This window comes from Pseudomonas sp. B19(2017) (genome assembly GCF_002113165.1).
GTDB lineage: Bacteria > Pseudomonadota > Gammaproteobacteria > Pseudomonadales > Pseudomonadaceae > Aquipseudomonas.
In genome coordinates this window covers 191,734-214,637 of sequence record NZ_NEJR01000002.1, presented here as the reverse complement: position 1 = coordinate 214,637, position 22,904 = coordinate 191,734, and the positions used below count along the sequence as shown (strand labels likewise).

Here is a 22,904-nt window from a genome sequence, read left to right as displayed (position 1 = left end):
AAAAAATGCGTAAAAAAATAGTCATGCGCCATGCCCAGGCGCCTCGGTCGATGGCGGCCAGTCGCTGCCCGGGTCGAGTGAAGAAAAAGTTACAGAAGATAGAAAGGCATCCTATGCTCTTTTCGACAACTTAATCGTGCATGAGCGCATCGTGAAGCGAACTTTCCCAATTCTCGGAACCTGTTTTTCGGTACTTGCTTCGCTGGCCGGTTCGGTGTGTGCCGATACGCCAAGCGCCTTTCTCCAGTCTCCGCTCTACGAACTTCGCGCCACGTCGTCGGGGCCACAATGTGTGGCATTGGCTTCGGGCCTGCCGGCAACTGTCTGGAACCCTGCCAGCGACTATGGCGCGGAAACTTCGATGCTGTTCGAAGAGGGCAATGTGCTTGTGCTTTCTGCGAAGCACAAACCGTCCGGGGAGCATGTTTCCCATCGTTATTACCTGCGCGAAGCACTCTGCCGGCAGGACCTGCGAAGAAAACCCGAAATCACTTCACTGACCAAGACGGCAGCTGGTGATGGCCTGACCTATGTGCAGCGCTTGCAGCGTGATTTTGGTGCGCGGCTGCATTTCAGCACGGCGCAGGCCGAGCATACGGTCAGGGGCATCAATATCGACTGCCGGGCCATGGACGGCCGTTACCTGCCATTGCATAACGCGTTGCTGGCACGCCTGGAGAATGCCAACGAGCCGAACGCCTGGGTCGAGACGCGTGTTGCCAGCGCGGGCAAGGGCATCAAGGTCTACGACAGCGTCCATGTGCGCAATGGCAAGGCGCGCGAGCCACAGCTCATCTTCGAAGTCAACGAGTGGGGCACGGTCACCCAGCATGGCGTGCGCAGCGATACGCTGGAAAATGCCTGCTTCGGCACCCACGGGCCTATCTGGCAGTTCTGAAATCTTGTCGGGGCGGCGGCGCGAGGCTTCGTGCTGCCTGCTATCACTTTCTGGAGAAGCTGGTTCATGAAACGATCGCACCGCCATGTGTTCGCTTTTACCTTCGTGTCGCTCGTGAGTGCGGGACTGGCCGCACATGCTGCCGAAATGCCCTTGGCCAGCGACGCGGTAAGCGAGCGCTTTGAAACCCGGGTATTGGCTGTCGACCCCGACAAGTACCAGGTCACCATCGAGGGCCTCGACAAGCGCCCGATTGCCATCCAGCTCACCGACCAGGCCAAGGCCGCGCGCAACCTGCAGGTCGGGGACAAGGTAGACATGCGCATCACCCGCTCGATCGATTATGTTCTTGAAACCAGCGTCGGCGGTGAGCCAAGTGTCAGTAATGATGCCTGGATCAACCGCGCCGACCCCGGCAGCCTGCCGGCAGGTGAGGTGTACCGGACCGTCACGCTGACGTCGAAAATCGCCAGCATCGACGCGCCCAACCACCGGGTGACCGTGCTCAAGCCGGATGGCAACGAGCAAGTCATCACGGTGAATGATCCCAAGGGGCAGGCGTTGATCCCGCAACTGCAGGTGGGGCAGACAGTTGATGCAATACACACCGAAGTGTTGAAAGTGGAGACGTCCCGTTGAATGGCTGATGTAAGTGGTCAGCCAGGTTGGGCCGCCAGGCTGTTGCTGACGTTGCGGCCCAGCACCAGTACGGTAGCGAAACCGCATCCCACCAGGGCCGTGGCCAGGCTCAACAGTACCGAACTGCCCAGCTGGTCGACGATCCGCCCGCCGAAGAACGAGCCAAGCGCAATGATCACCTGGAACATGGCGACGAACAGCGGCATGCCGCGTTCGACATCCTTGGGCGCGACGACGAACATCCAGATGCTGGCGCAGGCCGGGAAGGCGCCGAAGGCGAAACCCCACAGCCCGATCAGCATCGCGGCGCCGGTCATGCCGGTGGCGAAGTGGGGGAACAGGGCGGTGCTGGTGCCGATCATCAATGCCACCAACAGCAGGGTATGGCGCACGCTGCGATTGGCGGCGAAACCGGCGAAGATATTGCCGAATACCCCGGCCACGCCATAGAGCAGCAGCAACGAGCCAATGGTCGGCCCATCGAAGCCGGAGCTTTGCTTGAAGAACGGGGCGACATAGGTATACGCGGCAAAGTGCGCCAGGCCGATCAGCAAAACGGCGATCAGGCCAACCCGCGCTTGTGGGTTGATGAACAGGGCCGGCAGGTCGCTGATGCGAATGGCCTTGTCCGGGTTGAGCCGCGGTAGCAACAGGACCTGAGCCAGCAGCACCGGTACGCCCAGTAGCGCGGTTACCAGGAAGGTCATGCGCCAGCCCATCAGGCCGCTTAGCCAGGTGCCTACCGGTACGCCCAGCACGGTGGCCAGGGTCACGCCGACCATGATGATCGAGGTGGCCTGGGCCACGCCCACGCCTTTGGGCGCCAGGCGGCCGCTAAGGGCAATGGCCGTTGCCCAGAAACCGCCGATACTGATGCCCAGCAGCACGCGGCCGAACAGCAGCAGGGCGAAGTCGCTGGCGTAGGCCACCACCGCGTTGGCGATGATCATGATGAGCGTCAGGCCGATCAGCAGGTAGCGACGGTCCAGGGCGCCAATGCCTACCGACAGCAACGGGGCGGCGAGGGCGGCCATGATGCCGGGCAGGGTGACCATCAGGCCGGCCTGGCCTGCGCTGATACCGAGGTCGCTGGCGACATCGTTGAGTACGCCCACCGGCAGAAACTCGCTGGTCACCAGGGCGAAGGCACCGACCGCGACGGAGAGAATGGCCAGCCACTGCTGGCTGACGCTTTGTTGATCATGTTCGGGGCGGCCGCGAGGGGCCTGGCTGGCACTTGGCATGGTATTGGATTCCAAGACGGGGATCGCGCCTGAGGCAGGCGCAAGGAGCGGGGAAATTTTGCTGGCGATTGTAGGGGGCGTTTTACCAGGCCAACAGGCGGGGCGCTCGATAATAATCATCAGCGCAATCGATGAAACGCCTTGCGCAGGGCACGCGCTGTTGGCCGGGAGTAATGCTACAGGTTCCGCAAGCAGGTGCTGCGGAGGATGGCACGGGCTTCGCCCGTGTTCGCGGGTGAACCCGCTCCCACCGGTTTGCGTACAGCTTGAGACCAGAAAGGACCTGGGGGCGCAGCGGTCTTGCTCACAACCTGAACGCTGGCGCGATCCGCTGTGGGAGCGGGTTTACCCGCGAAGCAGGCGCCGTCATGGATAGTGCGGGCTTCGGTGGAGGACGCACAAGCGTCCTCCCCATCAGTGGGCCCTATGGCGACACCAGCACATCGCATTGGGATTCGTTCAGCACATGCTTGGTGACGCTGCCAATCAGCAGCTCTTCAAGGGCGCTTTCCCCTTGCTTGCCGACCACGATCAGGTCGCATTCCAGCTCCTGCTCCTGCTCGGCAATTCGCCAGGCAGGGTCACCATGCACGACGATTTGCCGCGCATCGGCCACGCCGCTGCTTTCGCTCAGCGCCGCAAGCTGCTTCAGCGCATCTTTGCGGATGACATTGCGATAATGCGTGAGGGTGTCGTGATCGATGTGGGCGAAGCGCATGCTGCTTTCGAACGGCGCCTCGTACACATGCAGCAGAATGAGCTCGGCCTGTGGGGCAATGGCTTTTGCCAGTGCGATGGCGCGCTGCGACGAAGAAGAAAAATCCACCGCAACCAGTACAGTGCGGTACGCATCGCGGGGGGCCTGCTTCACCACCAGCAAAGGGCAGGGCATGCGGTTCAGCATTTTCTGCACAGTGGAGCCCAGCAGCAGGCGCCGCATCACGCTCTGGCCCTTCGCCCCGCACACCAGCAGGTTGCTGCATTTGTCCTGTACCACACGAGTGATTTCCGTGGTCACCGAGCCGTGCGCGACTTGCACACCAGCGGCGATGTCATAGCGCTGGAACAGCATTGCAGCCAGTGCACGAATTTTTTCGCCTGCGGTATCCAGTACCCGCTTCAGCAGATCGTCACCCGGTGCCGCCAACTGCTTCAGGCGCTCGAAGGGGGCCGGGTTGGCAACGTACAGCAGGTCCAGTGATGCCTGTTGCGCCTTGCTCAGATATGCAGCGCGTTCTGCCGCGTTGCGGGCGGAGGTGGACAGGTCGGTGGCTACCAGTACGTGGTTAAGTTGGCTCATGTGGGGCTCCTTGTCCAAAGCCGCGCACGGTGATCGATGGCGATAGCCTTGAGCACGGTGCATGGCGGTTGTCGATACGTTCCTTGCTAACAACCATCGTCGCGCGAACCCGGCCCGGCGGCTTGACGTGCATCAATGGAGTGAGGCCCCGAGCTCGGGTTGACCACTTTTGCGCATTATAGGTAGAGCAGGCTTACCCGCGCAGAGGCGAATTCGGCGGATAGCCCTGTTCGAACGCCGCCAGCATTCTTTGCCGAGTCAGCGGGTCGGCAGGAATTGCTTTGGGTTTGAACCGCAAATACCGACACAGCCGGTGCCATGCACCGCGCTGGATTCTTCGCGGCTAAAGCCGCTCCTTCAGGGACCGCGCCTGCCGGGCTTTGTGTCATGCGTGTCTGAGCGCTTCCACCAATTCTGCCTTGGTCATGGTGGAACGCCCTTTGATGTCTTTGCTGCGCGCTTCTTTCATCAGGCTTTGCTTGCTCTGGGTTTCCAGCGAGCTGTCCGATGTGCGGGAATGACCCTGGCGTGACTTCGCTGCACGTTTGGCGGAGTCAGAGCGGGCAGTTTTCTTTTCGCTGGAAGATGTGGATTGCCCCGAGCCTCCTTTTTTCTCACCTCCCCCGGACTGCTTGTTGACGGTGGCCCAGGCGCGCGCTTCGGCCTGGTCTTTTGGCACGCCTTTGTGCTCGTAGCTTTCCTCTATATGTTCAGCCTTGCGCTTCTGCTTGTCGGTGTATTTGTCCTTGTCGCCGCGTGGCATGGCATTCACTCCCGTCTGGTGTGCATGAGCGGTTGAATGCCGGGGCAACGCCAGAGTGCCCGTCAATCGACGAGTGGTGCCCAAGCCAGTTGCCTGCTGGAAACCGTCATTCAACCGACACATCGAGGCCTTAGGGTTGAGCCAGCTTCTGGTGCTGCCATGATGGCGCACCAGGAAGGCTCTACCGTGCGGCCTGCAATTCATTGGTCACAAAGCTGTAACATTGCTGCTGCAAAGTGTGCCGGCCATCACACGGAGCGCTTTTCGATGATACGCCTGATGAAGTCTGCTGCACTCGCCGTTGCCGTTTCTCTTTGCGCCACTTCGGCATCCTTTGCCGCAGAGAACGTCCGCCTGACCGGTTCCGGTGCCAGTTTCCCTGCACCCATCTACCTGACCTGGTTCAAGGCCTTCAGCAAGGAAACCGACGGTGTCACCGTTGACTACCAGTCCAAGGGCAGTGGGGCGGGGGTTCAGGACTTTCTGAATAAAACCGTCGACTTCGCCGCCAGCGACTCGGCAATGAAAGCTGAAGAAATCGCCAAGGTCGGCGAGGGCGTCCAGTTGCTGCCAATGACCGCTGGCGAGATCGTCCTGGCCTACAACCTGCCAGGCAACCCGAAAGGGCTGAAGCTGCCACGCGATGTGTACTCCAACATCTTCCTCGGCAAGATCACCCAGTGGAACGACCCGCAAATCGTCGCGGCCAACCCTGAGCTGAAACTGCCAGCCACGCCGATCACCGTGGTCGTGCGTGCCGATTCCAGCGGTACCACTGCGGTATTCACCAAGCACCTGTCGGCCATCAACGCCGACTTCCAGCAAGCGCTGGGTGAAGGCAACACCGTCAACTGGCCGGCCAGCGACAAGTTCATCAAGTCGCCGAAGAACGACGGCGTAACCGCCACCGTCCGCCAGACGCCAGGCGCCATCGGCTACATCGAATACGGCTTCGCCAAGCTGGCCAAGGTCGACTTCGCCCAGCTGCAGAACAAGGCCGGCCAATACGTCGTGCCGAACGCCGAGAGCGGTGCCGAGGCACTGGCAGCGGTGAACATGCCGGAAAACCTGGTGGCCTGGCTGCCTGACCCGGACGGTGCCAAGTCGTACCCGATCACTTCCTACACCTGGATGATCTTCCGCAAGGACAACGGTAACCCGGCCAAGGCCAAGGCCATGCGCGACATGGTCGAGTACAGCCTGACCGAAGGCCAGAAGATCGCCGACTCGATGGGCTACATCCCGCTGCCACCGTCGGTTGTCGATCAGGTGCGCAAAGCGTCCGCCAACATCCAGTAACACGCCCAGGCGCTCCCGGTATGGCCTTGGCCATGCCGGGTGTGTTTGCCCTCTGTCCCGGAACTTGCCAATGAACACACCTTTTGCCATCCCGGCCAATCCCGACTCCGCGTGCCAGCCACCGTCCGCGAAAGACTTCCTGGTCGATCGCACCTTCCGTGCGCTTGCACGTATCGGTGTGGTGCTGGTGCTGGCGCTGGTCTTCGCGCTGGTCTACGAAGTGGGCCGCAAGGCACTGCCTGGTATCGAGAAGCATGGCTTTGACGTGCTGTTCGGCAGTGTCTGGGACGTCAACCAAGGCAAGTACGGTATTCTGCCAGCGATCTGGGGCACGCTTTACAGCGCCCTGATCGCCCTGTTGATAGCCGGTTTCTTCGGCATCAGCATGGCCATTTTCCTGACCCAGGACTTTCTCCCGGCCAGGCTGGCGTCGGTGTTTCGCACCATCGTCGAGCTGCTCGCTGCCATCCCCAGCGTCGTTTACGGCCTGTGGGGGATCTATGTGGTCATCCCGGCCATTCGCCCGCTGACCACCTGGCTGAACAGCGAGCTGGGCTGGATTCCCTTTTTCGGCACTTCGCTGAGCGGGCCCGGGCTGCTGCCTGCCGCGCTGGTACTGGCGATCATGATTCTGCCGACCATCGCTGCCGTTTCGCAGGATGCCTTGACCAGCGTGCCGATGAAGACCAAGCAGGCCGCCTACGGCCTGGGCGCCACCCACTGGGAAGCCATCCTCAAGGTAATGGTGCCATCGGCAGCCACCGGCATCTTCGGTTCGCTGGTGCTCGGCCTGGGCCGTGCGCTGGGTGAAACCATGGCGCTGGCCATGCTGGTGGGCAATGCCAACACCATTTCCCTGTCCTTGTTCGCTCCGGCCAACACGCTGGCGGCCTTGCTGGCCCTGAACTTCCCGGAGGCCGGCCCGAACGAGGTCGAGGTGCTGATGTATGCCGCACTGGTACTGATGTTCATCACCCTGTTGGTGAACGTGCTCGGTTCGATGATCATGCTCTACGCCCAGCGGGGTAACAAATAATGACCAACCTCAGCACCCCTGCAAACGCTTTGCCCAGCCTGCAGCGCAAGCTGGAAGGCCGTTCGTTGCGCAGCCTGGTATTGACCACGCTGGCCTGGTTCGCGGCATTGGTGGCCAGCGTGCCGCTGATTTCCGTGCTGTACATGCTGATCACCCGTGGCGGTGCGCGGCTCAACCTGGAGGTGTTCACCGAGCTGCCACCCACCGGTTTCGAGATGGGCGGGGGCTTCGGCAACGCCATGGCCGGCACCTTCGTCATGGTCGGCATTGCCGCGGCCATCGCTGTGCCGGTCGGTATCCTGGCCGCGGTGTTCCTGGCCGAACTCGGGCCGGACAGCAAGCTGGCCAACGCCGCGCGCTTCGCCGCCAAGATGCTCACCGGCCTGCCGTCGATCCTGGCCGGCGTATTTGCCTACGCCCTGGTGGTGATGACTACCGGCACCTACTCCGCACCGGCAGGTGGTGTGGCCTTGGCGGTACTGATGCTGCCCATCGTCGTGCTGACCGCTGAAGAGTCGATGAAGATGGTGCCCAAGATCATGAAGGATGCCGCCTACGGCATGGGCTGCACCCGTGCCCAGGTGATCTGGAAAATCGTCCTGCCCACCGGCCTGCCGGCCATCCTGACCGGCGTGATGCTGGCCGTGGCCCGTGCCGCCGGCGAGACCGCGCCGCTGCTGTTCACCGCGCTGTTCAGCAACTACTGGATCCTGCATGACGGCGACCTCGCGGTCATGAACCCGACGGCCTCGCTTGCCGTACTGATCTACAACTTCTCCGGCATGCCGTTCGACAACCAGCTCGAGCTCGCCTGGGCGGCCTCGCTGGTATTGGTGATGATCGTGCTGGTAATCAACATTCTGAGCCGAGTATTCGGCAAGCCCAAGTATTGAGAAAGGGAGCATCCGACCTTGAACGTTTCCACTGCGCCAAAAGCCGCTCCCATGGTCAGCGAAGCCCCCATCGTCATGGACTGCAAGCTGGACAAGATCTTCTACGGCAATTTCATGGCCGTTCGCGACAGCCATGTGCCGATCAGGAAAAACGAGATCACCGGTTTCATCGGACCGTCCGGCTGCGGCAAGAGTACCGTGCTGCGTAGCTTGAACCGCATGAACGACCTGGTGAAGGGCTTCCGCTTCGAAGGCCATGTGCACTTCCTGGGCCAGGATGTCTATGGCAAGGGCGTTGACCCTGTGGTGGTACGCCGCTACATCGGCATGGTGTTCCAGCAGCCCAACCCGTTCTCGATGAGCATCTTCGACAATGTCGCCTTCGGCCTGCGCCTGAACCGGTACAAGGGCGACATCGGCGACCGCGTCAAGCACGCCCTGCAGGGCGCCGCGCTGTGGGACGAAGTGAAGGACAAGCTCAAGGTCAGCGGCCTGGCCCTGTCCGGAGGCCAGCAGCAGCGTCTGTGCATTGCCCGCGCCATTGCTACCGAGCCGGAAGTGCTGCTGCTGGACGAACCCTGCTCGGCGCTCGACCCGATTGCCACCCGCCGGGTAGAAGAGCTGATGGTCGAGTTGAAGAAGGACTACACCATCGCCCTGGTGACCCACAACATGCAGCAGGCTATTCGTGTGGCCGACACCACCGCGTTCTTCTCGGTCGACATCTCCAAGGGCACCCGTACCGGTTACCTGGTCGAGATGGGCCCGACCACGCAGATTTTCCAGAACCCGCGTGAGCAGCTGACCGCCGACTACATCAGCGGCAAATTCAGCTGAGGCCTCATGCGCCAAGGTGGCCGGGTGTTGCAGCCAGGAAGGCAGCAACACCCGGCCGCATTACCTTCCGTCAAGTGTTACCAGGGATTTCCAATGCGAGCGACGTGTCGTCTTGATCTGCCAGCGGTAGAGCGCGCACTGCGTGAGGTGCAGGCCCGCTTTGCCGAACTCAGCCAGCACTTCACCGAACCGCGGGATCCGTTTACCGACGAGGTGCTGCTGAATGTGGTTGAAGGCTATGCCCTGATTGACGACTATGTCGCCCGGGGCGTCGACCTTTTCGACCTTCAGCAACTGAACCTTATGCTGGAGATCAATGCCACCGTGCTGTGCGGCAACGACCCGGCGCGCAGGCTGGAGTTTGCCCCGCACCTGGCGGCGACCGAGGCGCACTTTTTCAATAATGTGGAGGGCGGCATCAAGGACCTCTACAACTGGTACTGCTCGTATGGCAGCGACTCGATCTGGAAGCGCGCGGCAGGTGTCTACGTTCGCATTCTCAGCAAGCCGCAGCTGTTCATCGAAGGCAACAACCGCACGGGGTCGCTCATTGTCAGCTACTTGCTGATGCGCGCGGGGCTACCGCCCTTCGTGCTGTCGCTGGACAACGCCGAGGGTTACTTCAACCCGTCCTCGGTCATACGCAACTCCGCCAAGCATGGTGTCAAGGCCTTGTACGAACTACCCAAGATCAAGAAAAAGTACGCAGCCTTCCTTGAAGCGAAGGCGCCGGAGCCCGGCAAGTTCTTCCTGGGCTGCACATCGGTGCCGGCGCGCGAGAGGTGCCGCTGATGCCAACGCCTTCACTGCTCCAGCGCGGGCGGCAAGCCATCGAGCGCACGTTCAATCGCCCGCAGGTACGCATTTCGTTCGATATCGACGACACGCTTGCCTGCCAGGCCGACCACGCCGCAGCCGAGGACAGCAAGCTGCCGGCGTTCGTCCACCGCTGGTTGGGTGAACCCCTGCGCAGTGGCACGCGCTCGCTGATCCGCGACCTGCGCCGCCAGGGTTGCAGCATCTGGATCTACACCTCGTCGGGGCGCACGCCGTCCTACATCCGCCGTTGGCTGATGCTCTACGGTATCCGTGTCGATGGCGTGGTCAACAGTGACCGGCACCAGCATATCCTGGCCGTGAACGGGCTTGAGAATGCGCCCTCCAAGTTGCCGTCGGCCTTCGATATCGACTTGCATGTCGATGATTCCGAAGGCGTGCGGCTTGAAGGCGTCGACCACGGTTTTCGCGTGGTGGTGGTGTGCCCCAAGGATGAGAACTGGGCGCAGAAGGTGATGGATGCCGCGACTGATGTCCAGGCACAGCTGGCCTGGCAGCAACCGCACCGCTACGAGATGCCGGTACGGCAGCGTTCGCAGGCCCTCGCATCCTGAGGGCTTCAAGGTCCTTTTCCCGTTACGCCTCTTCGCTACTCGTTACCCCCCACATCCCCATGCGCGGCTTCCCATTTTCGGGTTTGGCTTGACTCGTGAAATTTTTCATGTAATTTTTCATGAAAAATAACTCTAAAAATTTCACGGCAGTTTCAAACGATGAAGATGCACGAAGAGGTTGAAGCCCTCGCGATCCTTATTCACGACCTGCGCAAATTCAAGAACCTGACCCTGGGCGAACTGGCCGAGCGCATCAACCGCTCGGTCGGCTTTCTGTCCCAGGTTGAACGCGGAGTTTCTCGCCCCACCGTGGCAGACCTCACTGCCATCAGTGAAGCGCTCGGCGTATCAACCGCGTATTTCTACAACCTGAGCAAACCGCGCAGCATCAGCTGGGTCACGCGCCCCCACGAGCGACGCACGCTGTACCTCGAGTCGGGCATCACCGATGTGCTGGCTTCGCCCACCATCGGCGGCGCGTTCTCCATGCTCGACAGCCACCTCGAGCCAGGCGCCAGCAGTGGCGAGCTGTACCTGACCGACCGCTCCGAGCAGGGCTGCTTCGTGCTCGAAGGCGAACTCACGGTATGGCTGGACCATGGCGACGCCGTGACCCTGCAGGCCAACGACTGCTTCCAGCTGCACCCCCACGCGCAGTTCCGTTACGCCAACCTGACGGAGAAAACCACCCGCGTGCTCTGGGTTTTCAATTGAATTCGTTCACCTCACAAGGACAAGAAGATGAGTGTCGTCTTTCCGGATCTGCTGACTGAAGTGCGCTCGTTCCGGGCGCAGCACCCAGAAATACGTTATGTCGACCTGATTGCGCTGGATATCCCCGGGCACTTCTACGGCAAGCGCTACCCCATGGACATGCTGGAAAAAGTCGCAGCTGGCACGCCGCTGAAATTGCCGCAGAACTGCGTACTGCTGGGCACCCAGGGTGGCCTCTACCCAATCGGTGACTACTGTTTTGCCGACGGCGACCCGGATGCTGCCCGCCGCCTGGTGCCAGGGACGCTCAAACCCGTGCGCTGGGAGAAAGAGCTGATCGCGCAGATGCTCATCACCTCCGACGGCACCGCCAAGCCCATCGAGTTCGAGCCCCGCGAGGTGCTGGCCCGCGTGATCCAGCGCCTGGCCAGGCGCGGCATTCGCCCGGTGGTGGCCTTCGAACTGGAGTTCTACCTGTTCGACCGCAAGCTCGATAACGGCCTGCCACAGTACCCACGCGACAAGGCGACCGATGACCAGGACGACCAGCCGAACATGCACATCGAGCGGCTGTCGCGGTTCGCACCGGTGCTGCACGAGATGGTCGATGGTGCCAACGAGCAGGGCGTGCCGGCGAACGTCATCACCGCTGAGCTGGGCCCGGGCCAGTTCGAGATCAACTTCTCGCATAGCGACGATCCCCTGAGCGCAGCGGACTGGTCGGCGCTGTTCTGCCGCAGTACCCGTGGCATCGCGATGAAGCATGGCTACCGTGCCAGTTTCATGAGCAAGCCGTACCTCGACGCACCGGGCAGCGGCATGCATGTGCACGTCAGCCTGTACGACAACGCTGGCAACAACATCCTCGCCGGCGATGACCAGCGCAAGCTGCGCCATGCGGTGGCAGGGTGCCTGGAACTGCTGCCCCACTGCATGCCGATCTTCGCCCCCAACCACAATGCCTACCGCCGTTACGGCGCCATGGTCAACGCGGCGAGCAAGGCCAGCTGGGGCTTCGAAGACCGCGATGCGTGTATTCGCATCCCCGAGTCCGACCCGCGCAACCTGCGCATCGAACACCGCCTTGCCGGTGCCGACGCCAACCCGTACCTGGTGCTGGCGGCCATCCTGACCGGGATGGAGCATGGCCTGGATCGTGGCATCGAGCCCATCGCCCCGCTGAACGACAACCGCCAGAGCGGCATCGACTTCCCCAAGGATGCCCTCAGCGCCCTGGCCGCCATGCGCCACCACCCAGTGGTCAAAGAAGGCCTGGGCAGTGAGTTCGTCATGGTTTATTGCGAGAACAAATACCAGGAGCAACTGGACTTCATGCGCCACATCGATGCCCGCGAATACCGCTGGTTCCTGTAGCTGCTGCTGCCCGAACAGCCGCCTTTCCAACGTTTCAATACCACGCGCAATACCGATTTGCCGGAGGAAGATATGCCACGTGTGCCCGTTATTGGCATTACCGCATGCACCAGCATGATTGAGCAGCATGCCACCCAGACCATCGCCGAGAAGTACGCACGCGCGGCGGCCAAGGCAGCGTGTGGCTTACCCATCGTGATACCCAGCCTTGGCGAGCTGATGGACAGCGCCGACATTCTCGACGTGGTGGACGGGCTGATCTTCACCGGTTCGCCGTCCAATATCGAGCCGTTCCACTACAACGGCCAGGCCAGCGCCGAGGGCACCCGGCACGACCCGCTGCGTGATGCCACCACGTTGCCGCTGATGCGCGCGGCCATCGCTGCCGGTGTACCGGTGCTGGGCATTTGCCGTGGCTTCCAGGAAATGAACGTGGCACTGGGCGGCACCTTGCACCAGAAGGTCCACGAGGCCGGCGTGTTCATGGACCACCGCGAAGGCAAAGGCGAGCCCATCGAAAAGCAGTATGGCCCGCGCCACACCATGCATGTAGAGCCAGGGGGGCTGCTTGATCGCATGGGCTTGCCGGCGATTTTCGACGTCAATTCCATCCACGGCCAAGGCATCGATGTTCTGGCCCCCGGGCTCAGGGTGGAAGCGCTGGCACCCGACGGCCTGGTGGAGGCGATTTCGGTCGAGAACGGCAAAGGCTTTGCCCTGGCCGTGCAATGGCACCCCGAGTTCCAGGTCATGGATAACCCCCATTACCTGACCATCTTCCAGTCCTTTGGCAAGGCTTGCCGGCATCGCTCGGTACTGCGCCAGATGCTGTTGAAGTCCGCCTGACAGCGATCTTTCCCAATTACAAAAAAGTACCCGCGTAGCACAGCTGCGCAATTTGATGGAGTGAAGTCAATGAGTGAGCAGCATTCGCAGACCCTTGCCTGGCAAGCGATGAGCCGCGACCACCACCTGGCGCCGTTCAGCGATGTGAAACAACTGGCCGAGAAAGGCCCGCGCATCATCACCTCGGCCAAGGGCGTGTACCTCTGGGACAGCGAAGGCCACAAGATTCTCGATGGCATGGCCGGCCTGTGGTGCGTGGCGGTGGGCTATGGCCGCGATGAGCTGGCCGATGTCGCCAGCCGCCAGATGAGGCAGCTGCCGTACTACAACCTGTTCTTCCAGACCGCGCACCCACCCGCGCTGGAACTGGCCAAGGCCATCGCTGATGTGGCCCCGCAAGGCATGGACCATGTGTTCTTCACCGGTTCCGGGTCCGAAGGCAACGACACCGTGCTGCGCATGGTCCGCCATTACTGGGCGCTCAAGGGCCAGAAGAACAAGAAGGTCATCATCGGCCGCATCAACGGCTACCACGGCTCCACCGTGGCCGGCGCGGGCCTGGGCGGCATGAGCGGCATGCACCAGCAGGGCGGGCTGATCCCGGATATCGTGCATATCCCGCAGCCGTACTGGTATGGCGAAGGCGGCAACATGACCGAGGCTGACTTCGGCGTGTGGGCGGCCGAACAGCTGGAGAAGAAGATCCTCGAAGTTGGCGTGGACAACGTCGCTGCTTTCATCGCCGAACCGATCCAGGGCGCCGGCGGTGTGATCATTCCGCCGCAGACCTACTGGCCGAAGGTGAAGGAGATCCTGGCCAGGTACGACATCCTGTTCGTCGCCGACGAAGTGATCTGCGGTTTCGGCCGTACAGGCGAGTGGTTCGGTAGCGACTACTACGACCTCAAGCCCGACCTGATGACCATCGCCAAGGGCCTGACCTCCGGCTATATCCCCATGGGCGGCGTGATCGTGCGTGAAGAAGTGGCCAAAGTCATCAGCGAAGGCGGCGACTTCAACCACGGTTTCACCTATTCCGGCCACCCGGTTGCGGCGGCGGTGGGCCTGGAGAACCTGCGGATACTGCGTGACGAACAGATCATCGAGCAGGTGCACGGCAAGACCGCTCCTTACTTGCAACAACGCCTGCGCGAGCTGGCCGACCACCCGCTGGTAGGCGAGGTACGCGGCCTGGGCATGCTCGGCGCGATCGAACTGGTGAAGGACAAGGCCACCCGCGCCCGCTACGAGGGCAAAGGTGTCGGCATGATCTGTCGCCAGCACTGCTTCGACAACGGCCTGATCATGCGCGCCGTGGGCGACACCATGATCATCGCGCCGCCGCTGGTGATCAGCATCGAGGAGATCGACGAACTGGTGGAAAAAGCCCGCAAGTGCCTGGACCTGACGTACGAGGCTGTCCGGTAAGGGGCGAGCCCTGGGGCTGGCGCCAGTCAGTTGAATGGTTTGGGGCCGCTTTGCGCCCCTTCGCGGGCACGCCCGCTCCCACAGGTTCGGCGCCGGCTTCAGGAGAAGCGCGATCCCTGTGGGAGCGGGCGTGCCCGCGAAGGGCTGCATGCAAAGCAGTCCCAAGATCGCCATGAAGCATCTTGCTTTGTGAAATGAATCATGTACTTTTCAGGGCATCAATTTTCCCATCCGAAAGTCGCGATTCAACCATGAAAGTGCACGAAGAGATCGAAGGCCTGGCCGTACTGATTCGCGACCTGCGCAAGTTCAAGGGCCTGACACTGGGCGAACTGGCCCAGCGCATCGGCCGTTCGGTGGGCTTTCTGTCCCAGGTAGAACGGGGCGTGTCGCGGCCAACCGTGGCCGACCTCACGGCCATCAGCGAAGAGCTTGGTGTCTCCACTGCCTATTTCTACAAGCTGGACAAGCCCCGCGAGCTCGACTGGGTTACCCGCCCGCACGAGCGTCGTACGCTGCACCTGGCCGGCGGCATCACCGATGTGCTGGCGTCCCCGACGATAACGGGTGCGTTCTCCATGCTCGACAGCCACCTGGAGCCGGGCGCCAGCAGTGGCGAGGAGTACCTGGACGACAGCTCGGAGCAGGGCTGCTTCGTGCTCGAAGGCGAGCTGACCGTCTGGCTGGATGGCGGCGAGCCGGTAACGCTGCGCGCCAGTGACAGTTTTCAGCTGCAACCTCACGCCAGTTTTCGTTACGCCAACCTCACCGACAAGCCCACCCGTGTGCTCTGGGTGTTCAGCTGACGCGTAGCTGTACCACTCGCCAAGATGATTGTCGCTGATCGACCCGATCTGCGCCGACAGTGCCACATAGGTCATCGGCCACTTTCACCCGTTCCGCCGCCATGTCGCGCCAGGGTCGGCAGGTAAAAATTGTACAACTCGGTTAAAAGCTGTACATAATTGCCTGTGTTGTACAATTTTCTGGGTGCTCGAGGTCAATATGGGGCGCACTGCTCGTTGGGCCTGGCTTTGCCTGCTACTGACAGCCCTGTCCGAGGCGGCGGACTGGCGAGCGGAGCTCCCGGCGGCACAACGGCTGGGCTCCGGTGAGTTCACCTGGTTCGGCCTGCGCCTTTACACCGCACAGCTATGGGCAGCAGGTCCGGTTCAGGACTGGAACCGGCCTTTTGCCCTTGAGCTCGCCTATCACCGAAGGTTGTCCAGAGACATGCTGGTACAGGCCAGCCTCGAGGAGATGTACCGCCTGGGTCCTGATAGCGTGACACCGCAGCGGCGCGCGGCGTGGACCCGGGCAATGCAGCAGGCGTTCGTGGATGTACGCCCTGGGATGCGCATTACCGGCTTGTACATGCCGGGGCAGGGTTGCCGCTTCTACGTCGATGGCAAACTCAGCCGGGCGATCGCCGACCCGGTCTTTGCCCGGGCGTTCTTCGCCATCTGGCTCGATCCGCAGGCCAGGGATCAACAACTGCGTCAGCGTCTGCTGGAGGGCGTGCCATGAATCTGCGTAGCGGTAACGCTGACCAGCCAGGAGTAGCCTGAACGATGCGCCTGGGCCTGGTATTGGGTGACCAGCTGTCGTTCGACCTGGCAAGCCTGAAAGCCCTCGATCCTGCCCGCGATGCTTTGCTGATGGCGGAGGTGGAAGGGGAGGCCCGCTACGTGCCGCATCATCCGCTGAAGATCGTTCTGATCTTCAGTGCCATGCGGCACTTCGCCCAGGCGCTGCGTGAGCGCGGTTGGCAAGTGCACTATGTGCAGCTCGACGATGACGGCAACAGCGGTACCATCGTGGGCGAGTTGCGGCGCTGGCAGAAAGCCCTGGGAGCCACGCACATTCACCTGACCGAGTGCGGTGAGTGGCGCCTGGAGCAGGCGTTGCGCAATGCTGCGCTGCCGCTTGTGTGGCATCGCGACACGCGATTTCTTTGCTCTCGCGAAGCCTTCGCGCGCTGGGCCCGGGAACGCGGCCAACTGCGCATGGAGCACTTCTACCGTGGCATGCGCAAGCGTACCGGCCTGCTGCTGGAGCCTGACGGTAGCCCGGCAGGTGGAACCTGGAATCTCGATGGCGACAATCGCAAACCCCTGCCTCGCCAGCTACGTGGCCCCTTCGCCGCGCATTTCGAGCAGGATGAGATCACGGCAGCGGTCATTGCCCTGGTACGTCAACGCTTCAGTGACCACTACGGAGCCATCGACGGTTTCGACTACCCTGTGACCCATGCCGAGGCACTGCAGCTCTGGCAACACTTTCTGGAGTTCGGCCTGGCGGCTTTCGGTGATTACCAGGACGCGATGGCCGAGGGCGAGCCGTACCTGTTCCATGCGCGCATCAGCGCAGCGCTGAACATCGGGCTTCTGGACGTACGTTGCCTGTGCGATGAGGTCGACAAGGCCTGGCGTGAGGGGCGGGTGCCTGTCAATGCAGCCGAGGGTTTTATTCGCCAGCTGATCGGCTGGCGCGAATATGTACATGGCATCTATTGGCTGCGCATGCCGGAGTATGCCGCGCTCAACTACCTGGGCAACGAGCGAGCGTTGCCGGAATTCTACTGGACCGGGCGCACCCGCATGCGCTGCATGGAACAGGCCATCGGCCAGACCCTTCGCCTGGGCTACGCTCACCATATCCAGCGGCTTATGGTCACCGGCAACTTTGCCTTGCTGGCCGGTATTGCTCCAGCCGCGATCTGTGAGTGGTACCTGGCGGTCTACATGGATGCCTTCGACTGGGTCGAGCTGCCCAACACGCTGGGTATGGTGATGTACGCCGATGGCGGCTACCTGGGTTCCAAGCCCTACTGCGCCAGTGGTCGTTACATCCAGCGCATGTCCGACCATTGCAAGGCGTGCAGTTACAGGGTTGGCCAGGCGACCGGGGAGGATGCCTGCCCGTTCAATGCCTTGTACTGGCATTTTCTGATTCGCCATTGCCCCCTGCTTTCGGCTAACCCGCGTCTGGCGCTGGTCTATCGAAGCCTCGATGGCATGTCGGCCGAGCGCCGCGATGCCATCTGGCAGCGTGGGCAGGCACTACTGGCACGACTCGATGCAGCGCAGCCGATATGAAAAAGGGTCTTTTGCCCAGCAAGGTCTGTGTGGTGTGCGGACTACCGTTCAACTGGCGCAAGCGCTGGGCGCGTTGCTGGGCGCAGGTGCGCTACTGCTCTGAACGATGCCGCAAGTCAGCACCGCGCCGCGAGGCGCACGAGCAGGGGCAGGGTAACGGCCCATATCGGCATCAGTAGCAGGCCGGTTTGCAGTGGGCCCATGGGCAGCTCAACATTGGCCAGCCTCGCTCCGCCTACATAGGCCAGAGGGCCGCCAAGAGCACCCAGCAGCGCACCCCACCGCCAGTGCCTGCCCGCCCATGCCAGGCTGTGACGCATGCCGCTGGCCAGCACCAGCCACAGCAGCGCGAGCCACAGCGGCAGTGGCCAGGTGTCGAAGCCGAACACGCCCAGCGCGCCCAGCACGCTATCCAGTACCCACCCGACCGGCGTTACGCGCAACAGCGCCATTAGATCTGCGTGGAGATCCGGGCACAGGCTCAGGTGTATGGCCAGGCCGGCAATCACCAGCACCGCGAGCAGCGGGGTTCCGGCGCCAAGTACGCAGAGCCACCAGCCAGCCTGTAACCACAGGGCATTGGCGACCAGCTGGCGACGGCTCATCAGGCACTGCCAGGCAAGGGTGCACGCCGTGCCTGGGGCGCTGCCCAGAGCAGATGCGCGACACCGATGGTGCGCTCCTCGAAACCGCCTTTGCAGTAACACAGGTAGAACTCCCACAGGCGCTGGAACATCTCGTCATAGCCCAGCTCAGTCAATGCCGTGCGTGCCTGGCGCAGGTTTTCTCGCCAATGCTGCAGGGTGCGGGCATAGTCCTGGCCGAAATCTTCCATGTGCAGGAGGTTGAGGGCGGTGTGCCGGCTGGCAGTTTCCAGCAACACGCTCAACGAAGGCAGGGCGCCGCCGGGGAAGATGTAGCGCTGGATGAAATCGACCGACCGCCGCGCCTGCGCATAGCGCTGGTCGCGGATCGTGATTGCCTGCAACAGCATCAGGCCGTCGGGCTTGAGTAAAGAGGCACACTGGCGGAAATACACCGGCAGGTAACGATGTCCGACGGCTTCGATCATCTCGATCGAGACCAGTTTGTCGAAGCTGCCCTGAAGATCGCGGTAGTCTTCGCGAAGCACCTTCACGCGCTGCTCCAGCCCCAAGGCCTGAACGCGCTGCAGGGTGTGACTGTACTGCGCTTCGGAGAGCGTCGTTGTGGTGACCCTGCAGCCATATCGGGTGGCGGCATGGATCGCCAGGCTGCCCCAACCGCAACCGATCTCCAGCAGGTGGTCGTCAGGGCATAGTTCCAGCTTCTGGCAGATACGCTCCAGCTTGTGCAACTGGGCTTGCTCAAGCGTCTGCCCAGGGTGTTCGAATTGAGCTGCCGAATACATCATGGTGGGGTCTAGCAGCCGCTCGAACAGGGCATTGCCCAGATCGTAGTGCGCCAGAATATTGCGGCGGGCACCGCGCCTGCTGTTGCGGTTGAGTTTGTGCTGCAACCGCAGGGCCGGGCGGCCGAAGCGGGCCAGGCCGCCCTCGAGTGCGTCAAGTACCTCAAGGTTTGCGACGAACAGGCGAGTCACCAGCGCCAGATCGGGGCTTCGCCAATAGCCGTGGATGTAGGCTTCGCCAGCACCGATCGAGCCATTGCCGGCTATCAGGCTCCAGGTGATGTCATCAAGGATCTCCACTTCGGCCTGCAATGGGCTGTCGGCGTCACCGAAGCTCCATTGCTGCCCATGGCTGAGCAGGCGCAGGTGGCCATGGCGCAGCCTGCCCAGACGGGTGAGCACGGCGTTTCGTGCCAGGCCACCGAACAATGGCCCGAGGCCGGCGAACTTGCTAACGCTCAGGGTGGGGTTCGACATCATCAGGGTCCTCGCAGCAATGGCCGAGCGCCAGGTCACTCTGGCTGGGCGTGTGGTCATGGATGGGCGTGCGTTTGAACAACAGGCGCAGTGCCTGCCAGTAGATGGCCAGGACGGTGCGCAGGCTCATCCATGGGAAGGCCAGTACGTATCGGTGCACGGCGGCTTTATCCAGCGGCTGGCGCTGCAGGGCCAGGTCGGCCTCGAACACCTTGCGATCCGCTTGCCAGTTCTCCATGTGGATGCGTACATGTTCAGCGTCCAGGGTGAAGCGCAAGCGATAGTCCATGTGCAGTGGCATGAATGGCGACACATGGAAGGCCTTGGCGACGGTGAAGGGCCTGGCAAGGTTTTCTTGCACCGGCAGCACGTAATGAAAGCGCTCGTGCCATGGCGTGTTTCGCACCTCCAGCAGGATCGCCGTCAGCCGCCCGTCGCGGTCATGGCAGAAATAGAAGCTCACCGGGTTGAACGACAGCCCCCAGCAACGCAATTGCGTGAGCAGGTGCACCGGCCCTCCGGGCATGTCTCCCGTCGCCTTCTGCACCAGCAAGCGTGCAGCCTGGGCTAGCGTCTCGCCCTGGCGGGTCCGAGCTGGCAGGTAATCTGCCTGGCGCCAGCTCAGCGGCGCCAGGCGCCAGCGCCACAGCCAGCGTGACAGGCCTGTCAGCCAGGCCTGCTCGTCCAGGTCCAGGTAGAACATGCCGATCCTGTAGCGGAACGCGTGGGGCCGCGGCGTCAGGCGCCGGTGGCTGACCCATCCCGTGCAAAGGCTGCTGTTCACAGGTGCTCTCCGAAATGCGCGGCCACTTTCAGCGCACTGACTACGCCATCTTCGTGAAAGCCGTTGCCCCAGTAGGCGCCGCAGAAGTAACTGTTGAGATGACCCTGCAGCTGCGCCTGGCGTGCCTGCGCGGCGCACGCCGCAAGGCTGTATTGCGGATGGTCGTACCGGATGCGGGCGATGACCTGTGCCGGATCCACCAGTGCGGTCTGGTTCAGGCTCACGCAGAAAGTCACCGGCGCCTGGATACCTTGCAGAATGTTCATGTTGTAGGTCAGCGCGGCAGGGGCCTGCGGTGGCCCGCCGAGACGGTAGTTCCAGCTGGCCCATGCACGTTTGCGGCGGGGTAGCAGACGGGTATCGGTGTGCAGTACCACATCATTGCTGGCATAGCCGATGGCGCCGAGCACTTCCCGTTCCTGCACGCTTGGCGCTTCCAGCAGCGCCAGGGCCTGGTCGCTATGGCAGGCGAACACCACATTGTCGAAACGCTCGGTACCGGCAGCGCTCATCAGGGTGACGCCACCTTCGTCGCGGCGGACCCGGTAAACCTTGCAGTTGAGGCGGATGCGCCCGGCAAACGGCCGGCACAGCGGACCGACATAGCTGCGCGAGCCCCCTTCGACCACACGCCACTGTGGGCGTTGGTTGACCGACAACAAGCCGTGGTTGCGACAGAACCGCACAAAGAACGCGAGTGGGAAGCCGAGCATGTCCGCGCGGGACATCGACCAGATCGCCGACCCCATCGGTACGATGTAATGATCGATGAAGCGCTGCCCATACCGCTGCGCCTGGAGGTAGGCGCCGAGGGTAGCGTTGGTATCGATACGCTGGTTATCCAGGTCGGCGAGCGCCTGACGATTGAAACGCAGAATATCCCGTAGCATCCCCCAGAAGCCCGGTGACAGCAGGTTGCGGCGCTGGGCAAACAGGGTGTTCAGGTCGTGCCCGTTGTATTCCAGGCCGGTGAGCGGATCATGCACCGAGAAACTCATTTCGGTCGGCCGTGAGGCCACCTTCAAGTGCTCGAGCAAGCGGATGAAGTGCGGATAGGTCCAGTCATTGAAGACAATGAAGCCGGTATCTATCGCATGGCGTTCACCTTGCCAGATCACGTCGAGGGTATGCGTGTGGCCCCCGATCCATTGCCCGGCTTCGAAAACCGTAACCTCATGCCTGCGTGACAGCAGGTGAGCGCAGGACAGCCCTGCGATGCCGCTGCCAATGATTGCTATACGCATGGATCATCTTCCTGTTCATGACGGGCGAGGCGTTGCCCAAGCGCCAGGCGCAGGCGTGCGGGCAGTGCGCCAAGCAGGCGCAACACCAGGGTGAAGAACCAGGGGAAGTTGATTTCCAGCGGGCGCTCGGGAAGGCGTCTGGCAATATGGCTGGCTGCGCGCTGCGCCGACCATAGCTGCGGCATGGGAAAGTCGTTGCGCCGGGTCAATGGCGTGTCCACAAAGCCTGGGCTGACGAGGGTGACGGCGATGCCTTCGCGGGCCAGGTCGATGCGCTGCGATTCCACCAGATAGCGCACGGCTGCCTTGGACGCGCCATAGGCGCCGGCGCGGGGCAAGGCCAGCCAGGTCACCGAACTGCCCATCACCACCAGGTGAGGGTGCTGACCGGCGCGAAGCAGGGGCAAGGCCGCCGCCAGGCAGTAGCTGACAGCAAGGAAATTGGTACGCAGCACGCGCTCGACCAGGGCAGGGTCGAAACGGCCCGGTTCCAGGTATTCGCAGGTGCCTGCATTGAGGATCACCTGGTCCAGCGCCCCCCAGGCCTGCTCGATACGGGTTGCCATCCCGGCTACCTGTACAGGGTCGTCAAGGTCGCCAGTGGCCAGCAGCACCTGCCCGGGGAAGCGTTCAGCCAATGGCGCGAGACGATCCGCATGGCGTGCGCCCAAGGCAACGTGGTGGCCTTGTTCCAGCAGGCAACGCGCAAGTGCGGCTCCGATACCGCTGCTTGCGCCAGTCAGCCAGCAGCGGCTCATGCCATCCGGCCTTTGAGCCATCGAATCGCACCGCCCATCACCGGAACATGTTCGTACAGCAAGGCCGCAGCGTCGAAATAGTCCTGGTGAAAATGCACCCGGTCATGCCATTGCAGGTAACTGCATCCCTGCAAGCTGATCTGCTGACCACGGGACAGGCGTGGATGGCGGAACTGCAGGGTCCAACGCAGGTAACCTTGACCAGGCGTCACCTCGTCGATGCTGGAGAAGTGATAGCGAATATCGTGAGCGTTGGCGTACTGCTGCGCCAGGTATGCCTGCAGAGCCCGAAGCCCTTGGATCTGATGCAATGGATCCCGAAAAGTCACATCGTCGCTGTACAGCTTTTCAAGGGTGTCGAGGTTGCCCCCGTCGAGTCTGGTGAAGTGCTCGGCGAATTGCTGCAGATACGCTGACATGCTGGGCTCCAGGGAATCCTGTACAAAAATGGCTTGCTGTACAGGTATAGCTGAAGTCTAAGCGTAAATCTA

25 protein-coding genes are annotated in these 22,904 nt (G+C 62.2%); 16 read left to right on the top strand and 9 right to left on the bottom strand.

Annotation, left to right across the window (positions count from 1 at the left end):
• Positions 1 to 136: 136 nt before the first annotated feature.
• Entirely contained in the window at positions 137 to 898 is a 762-nt protein-coding gene (locus tag CAF70_RS04035; RefSeq protein WP_256573251.1) for a hypothetical protein, read from the top strand.
• Between the two features lie 66 nt (positions 899 to 964).
• On the top strand, positions 965 to 1,537 hold the full coding sequence (locus CAF70_RS04030; RefSeq protein ID WP_256573252.1) for a hypothetical protein: 573 nt from the start codon (positions 965 to 967) through the stop codon (positions 1,535 to 1,537).
• 17 nt (positions 1,538 to 1,554) lie between these two features.
• On the opposite strand, the gene CAF70_RS04025 is transcribed toward CAF70_RS04030, so the two are convergent.
• From CAF70_RS04025 to CAF70_RS04015, 3 genes are all read right to left on the bottom strand, one after another.
• Positions 1,555 to 2,781, bottom strand: coding sequence for an MFS transporter (locus tag CAF70_RS04025; protein ID WP_085622269.1), 1,227 nt, complete (start codon positions 2,779 to 2,781; stop codon positions 1,555 to 1,557).
• Between the two features lie 424 nt (positions 2,782 to 3,205).
• The gene (locus tag CAF70_RS04020; RefSeq protein WP_085622271.1) at positions 3,206 to 4,081 is read right to left on the bottom strand and encodes a universal stress protein; all 876 of its coding nucleotides are present in this window, start codon (positions 4,079 to 4,081) and stop codon (positions 3,206 to 3,208) included.
• A 385-nt stretch (positions 4,082 to 4,466) separates the two neighbouring features.
• Positions 4,467 to 4,844, bottom strand: coding sequence for a termination factor Rho (locus tag CAF70_RS04015; protein WP_085622273.1), 378 nt, complete (start codon positions 4,842 to 4,844; stop codon positions 4,467 to 4,469).
• A gap of 267 nt (positions 4,845 to 5,111) precedes the next feature.
• On the opposite strand from CAF70_RS04015, the gene pstS reads away from it, so the two are divergent.
• The 14 genes from pstS to CAF70_RS03945 all read left to right on the top strand — a co-directional run bounded on the left by pstS (position 5,112) and on the right by CAF70_RS03945 (position 17,939).
• Positions 5,112 to 6,143 (top strand): phosphate ABC transporter substrate-binding protein PstS, encoded by a 1,032-nt coding sequence (gene pstS, locus CAF70_RS04010; RefSeq protein WP_085622275.1) that lies wholly within the window; start codon positions 5,112 to 5,114, stop codon positions 6,141 to 6,143.
• A 70-nt stretch (positions 6,144 to 6,213) separates the two neighbouring features.
• A complete protein-coding gene (gene pstC / locus CAF70_RS04005) occupies positions 6,214 to 7,179 on the top strand; it encodes a phosphate ABC transporter permease subunit PstC (protein ID WP_063913585.1) in 966 nt (321 codons plus the stop codon).
• The gene (gene pstA, locus CAF70_RS04000; protein ID WP_085622277.1) at positions 7,179 to 8,072 is read left to right on the top strand and encodes a phosphate ABC transporter permease PstA; all 894 of its coding nucleotides are present in this window, start codon (positions 7,179 to 7,181) and stop codon (positions 8,070 to 8,072) included. The genes pstC and pstA overlap by 1 nt, the downstream gene beginning before the upstream one ends.
• A gap of 75 nt (positions 8,073 to 8,147) precedes the next feature.
• Entirely contained in the window at positions 8,148 to 8,909 is a 762-nt protein-coding gene (gene pstB, locus CAF70_RS03995) for a phosphate ABC transporter ATP-binding protein PstB (protein ID WP_031324478.1), read from the top strand.
• Between the two features lie 93 nt (positions 8,910 to 9,002).
• On the top strand, positions 9,003 to 9,701 hold the full coding sequence (locus CAF70_RS03990; RefSeq protein WP_085622282.1) for a hypothetical protein: 699 nt from the start codon (positions 9,003 to 9,005) through the stop codon (positions 9,699 to 9,701).
• On the top strand, positions 9,701 to 10,300 hold the full coding sequence (locus tag CAF70_RS03985; RefSeq protein ID WP_085622284.1) for a hypothetical protein: 600 nt from the start codon (positions 9,701 to 9,703) through the stop codon (positions 10,298 to 10,300). The genes CAF70_RS03990 and CAF70_RS03985 overlap by 1 nt, the downstream gene beginning before the upstream one ends.
• A 159-nt stretch (positions 10,301 to 10,459) precedes the next feature.
• Complete coding sequence (locus CAF70_RS03980; protein ID WP_085622286.1) at positions 10,460 to 11,014, top strand: helix-turn-helix domain-containing protein; 555 nt, start codon at positions 10,460 to 10,462, stop codon at positions 11,012 to 11,014.
• Between the two features lie 27 nt (positions 11,015 to 11,041).
• Positions 11,042 to 12,388 (top strand): glutamine synthetase family protein, encoded by a 1,347-nt coding sequence (locus CAF70_RS03975; RefSeq protein ID WP_085622287.1) that lies wholly within the window; start codon positions 11,042 to 11,044, stop codon positions 12,386 to 12,388.
• 72 nt (positions 12,389 to 12,460) lie between these two features.
• Entirely contained in the window at positions 12,461 to 13,234 is a 774-nt protein-coding gene (locus CAF70_RS03970) for a gamma-glutamyl-gamma-aminobutyrate hydrolase family protein (RefSeq protein ID WP_085622289.1), read from the top strand.
• Positions 13,235 to 13,303: 69 nt separating this feature from the next.
• Entirely contained in the window at positions 13,304 to 14,662 is a 1,359-nt protein-coding gene (locus tag CAF70_RS03965; RefSeq protein ID WP_085622291.1) for an aspartate aminotransferase family protein, read from the top strand.
• Between the two features lie 251 nt (positions 14,663 to 14,913).
• Positions 14,914 to 15,468 carry a helix-turn-helix domain-containing protein gene (locus tag CAF70_RS03960; protein ID WP_063913578.1) on the top strand — a complete coding sequence of 185 codons (555 nt, stop codon included), beginning with the start codon at positions 14,914 to 14,916 and terminating at the stop codon, positions 15,466 to 15,468.
• Positions 15,469 to 15,667: 199 nt separating this feature from the next.
• A complete protein-coding gene (locus tag CAF70_RS03955) occupies positions 15,668 to 16,189 on the top strand; it encodes a chalcone isomerase family protein (protein ID WP_085622293.1) in 522 nt (173 codons plus the stop codon).
• 44 nt (positions 16,190 to 16,233) lie between these two features.
• A complete protein-coding gene (locus CAF70_RS03950) occupies positions 16,234 to 17,760 on the top strand; it encodes a cryptochrome/photolyase family protein (RefSeq protein WP_085622295.1) in 1,527 nt (508 codons plus the stop codon).
• Entirely contained in the window at positions 17,757 to 17,939 is a 183-nt protein-coding gene (locus tag CAF70_RS03945; RefSeq protein WP_085622297.1) for a DUF2256 domain-containing protein, read from the top strand. Before CAF70_RS03950 ends, CAF70_RS03945 begins: the two co-directional genes overlap by 4 nt.
• On the opposite strand, the gene CAF70_RS03940 is transcribed toward CAF70_RS03945, so the two are convergent.
• The 6 genes from CAF70_RS03940 to CAF70_RS03915 are packed head-to-tail and all read right to left on the bottom strand — an operon-like array spanning position 17,877 to position 22,832.
• On the bottom strand, positions 17,877 to 18,365 hold the full coding sequence (locus CAF70_RS03940) for a DUF2878 domain-containing protein (RefSeq protein WP_085622299.1): 489 nt from the start codon (positions 18,363 to 18,365) through the stop codon (positions 17,877 to 17,879). The two genes, CAF70_RS03945 and CAF70_RS03940, sit on opposite strands and share 63 nt — an antisense overlap.
• A complete protein-coding gene (locus tag CAF70_RS03935; protein ID WP_085622301.1) occupies positions 18,365 to 19,627 on the bottom strand; it encodes a cyclopropane-fatty-acyl-phospholipid synthase family protein in 1,263 nt (420 codons plus the stop codon). The genes CAF70_RS03940 and CAF70_RS03935 overlap by 1 nt, the downstream gene beginning before the upstream one ends.
• The gene (locus CAF70_RS03930) at positions 19,602 to 20,411 is read right to left on the bottom strand and encodes a DUF1365 domain-containing protein (protein WP_085622303.1); all 810 of its coding nucleotides are present in this window, start codon (positions 20,409 to 20,411) and stop codon (positions 19,602 to 19,604) included. The genes CAF70_RS03935 and CAF70_RS03930 overlap by 26 nt, the downstream gene beginning before the upstream one ends.
• The gene (locus CAF70_RS03925; RefSeq protein WP_085622306.1) at positions 20,408 to 21,655 is read right to left on the bottom strand and encodes an NAD(P)/FAD-dependent oxidoreductase; all 1,248 of its coding nucleotides are present in this window, start codon (positions 21,653 to 21,655) and stop codon (positions 20,408 to 20,410) included. Before CAF70_RS03925 ends, CAF70_RS03930 begins: the two co-directional genes overlap by 4 nt.
• On the bottom strand, positions 21,646 to 22,413 hold the full coding sequence (locus CAF70_RS03920; protein ID WP_085622308.1) for an SDR family oxidoreductase: 768 nt from the start codon (positions 22,411 to 22,413) through the stop codon (positions 21,646 to 21,648). The genes CAF70_RS03925 and CAF70_RS03920 overlap by 10 nt, the downstream gene beginning before the upstream one ends.
• Positions 22,410 to 22,832: a nuclear transport factor 2 family protein gene (locus CAF70_RS03915; RefSeq protein ID WP_085622310.1), complete on the bottom strand. Its 423-nt coding sequence runs from the start codon at positions 22,830 to 22,832 to the stop codon at positions 22,410 to 22,412. The genes CAF70_RS03920 and CAF70_RS03915 overlap by 4 nt, the downstream gene beginning before the upstream one ends.
• Positions 22,833 to 22,904 lie beyond the last annotated feature (72 nt).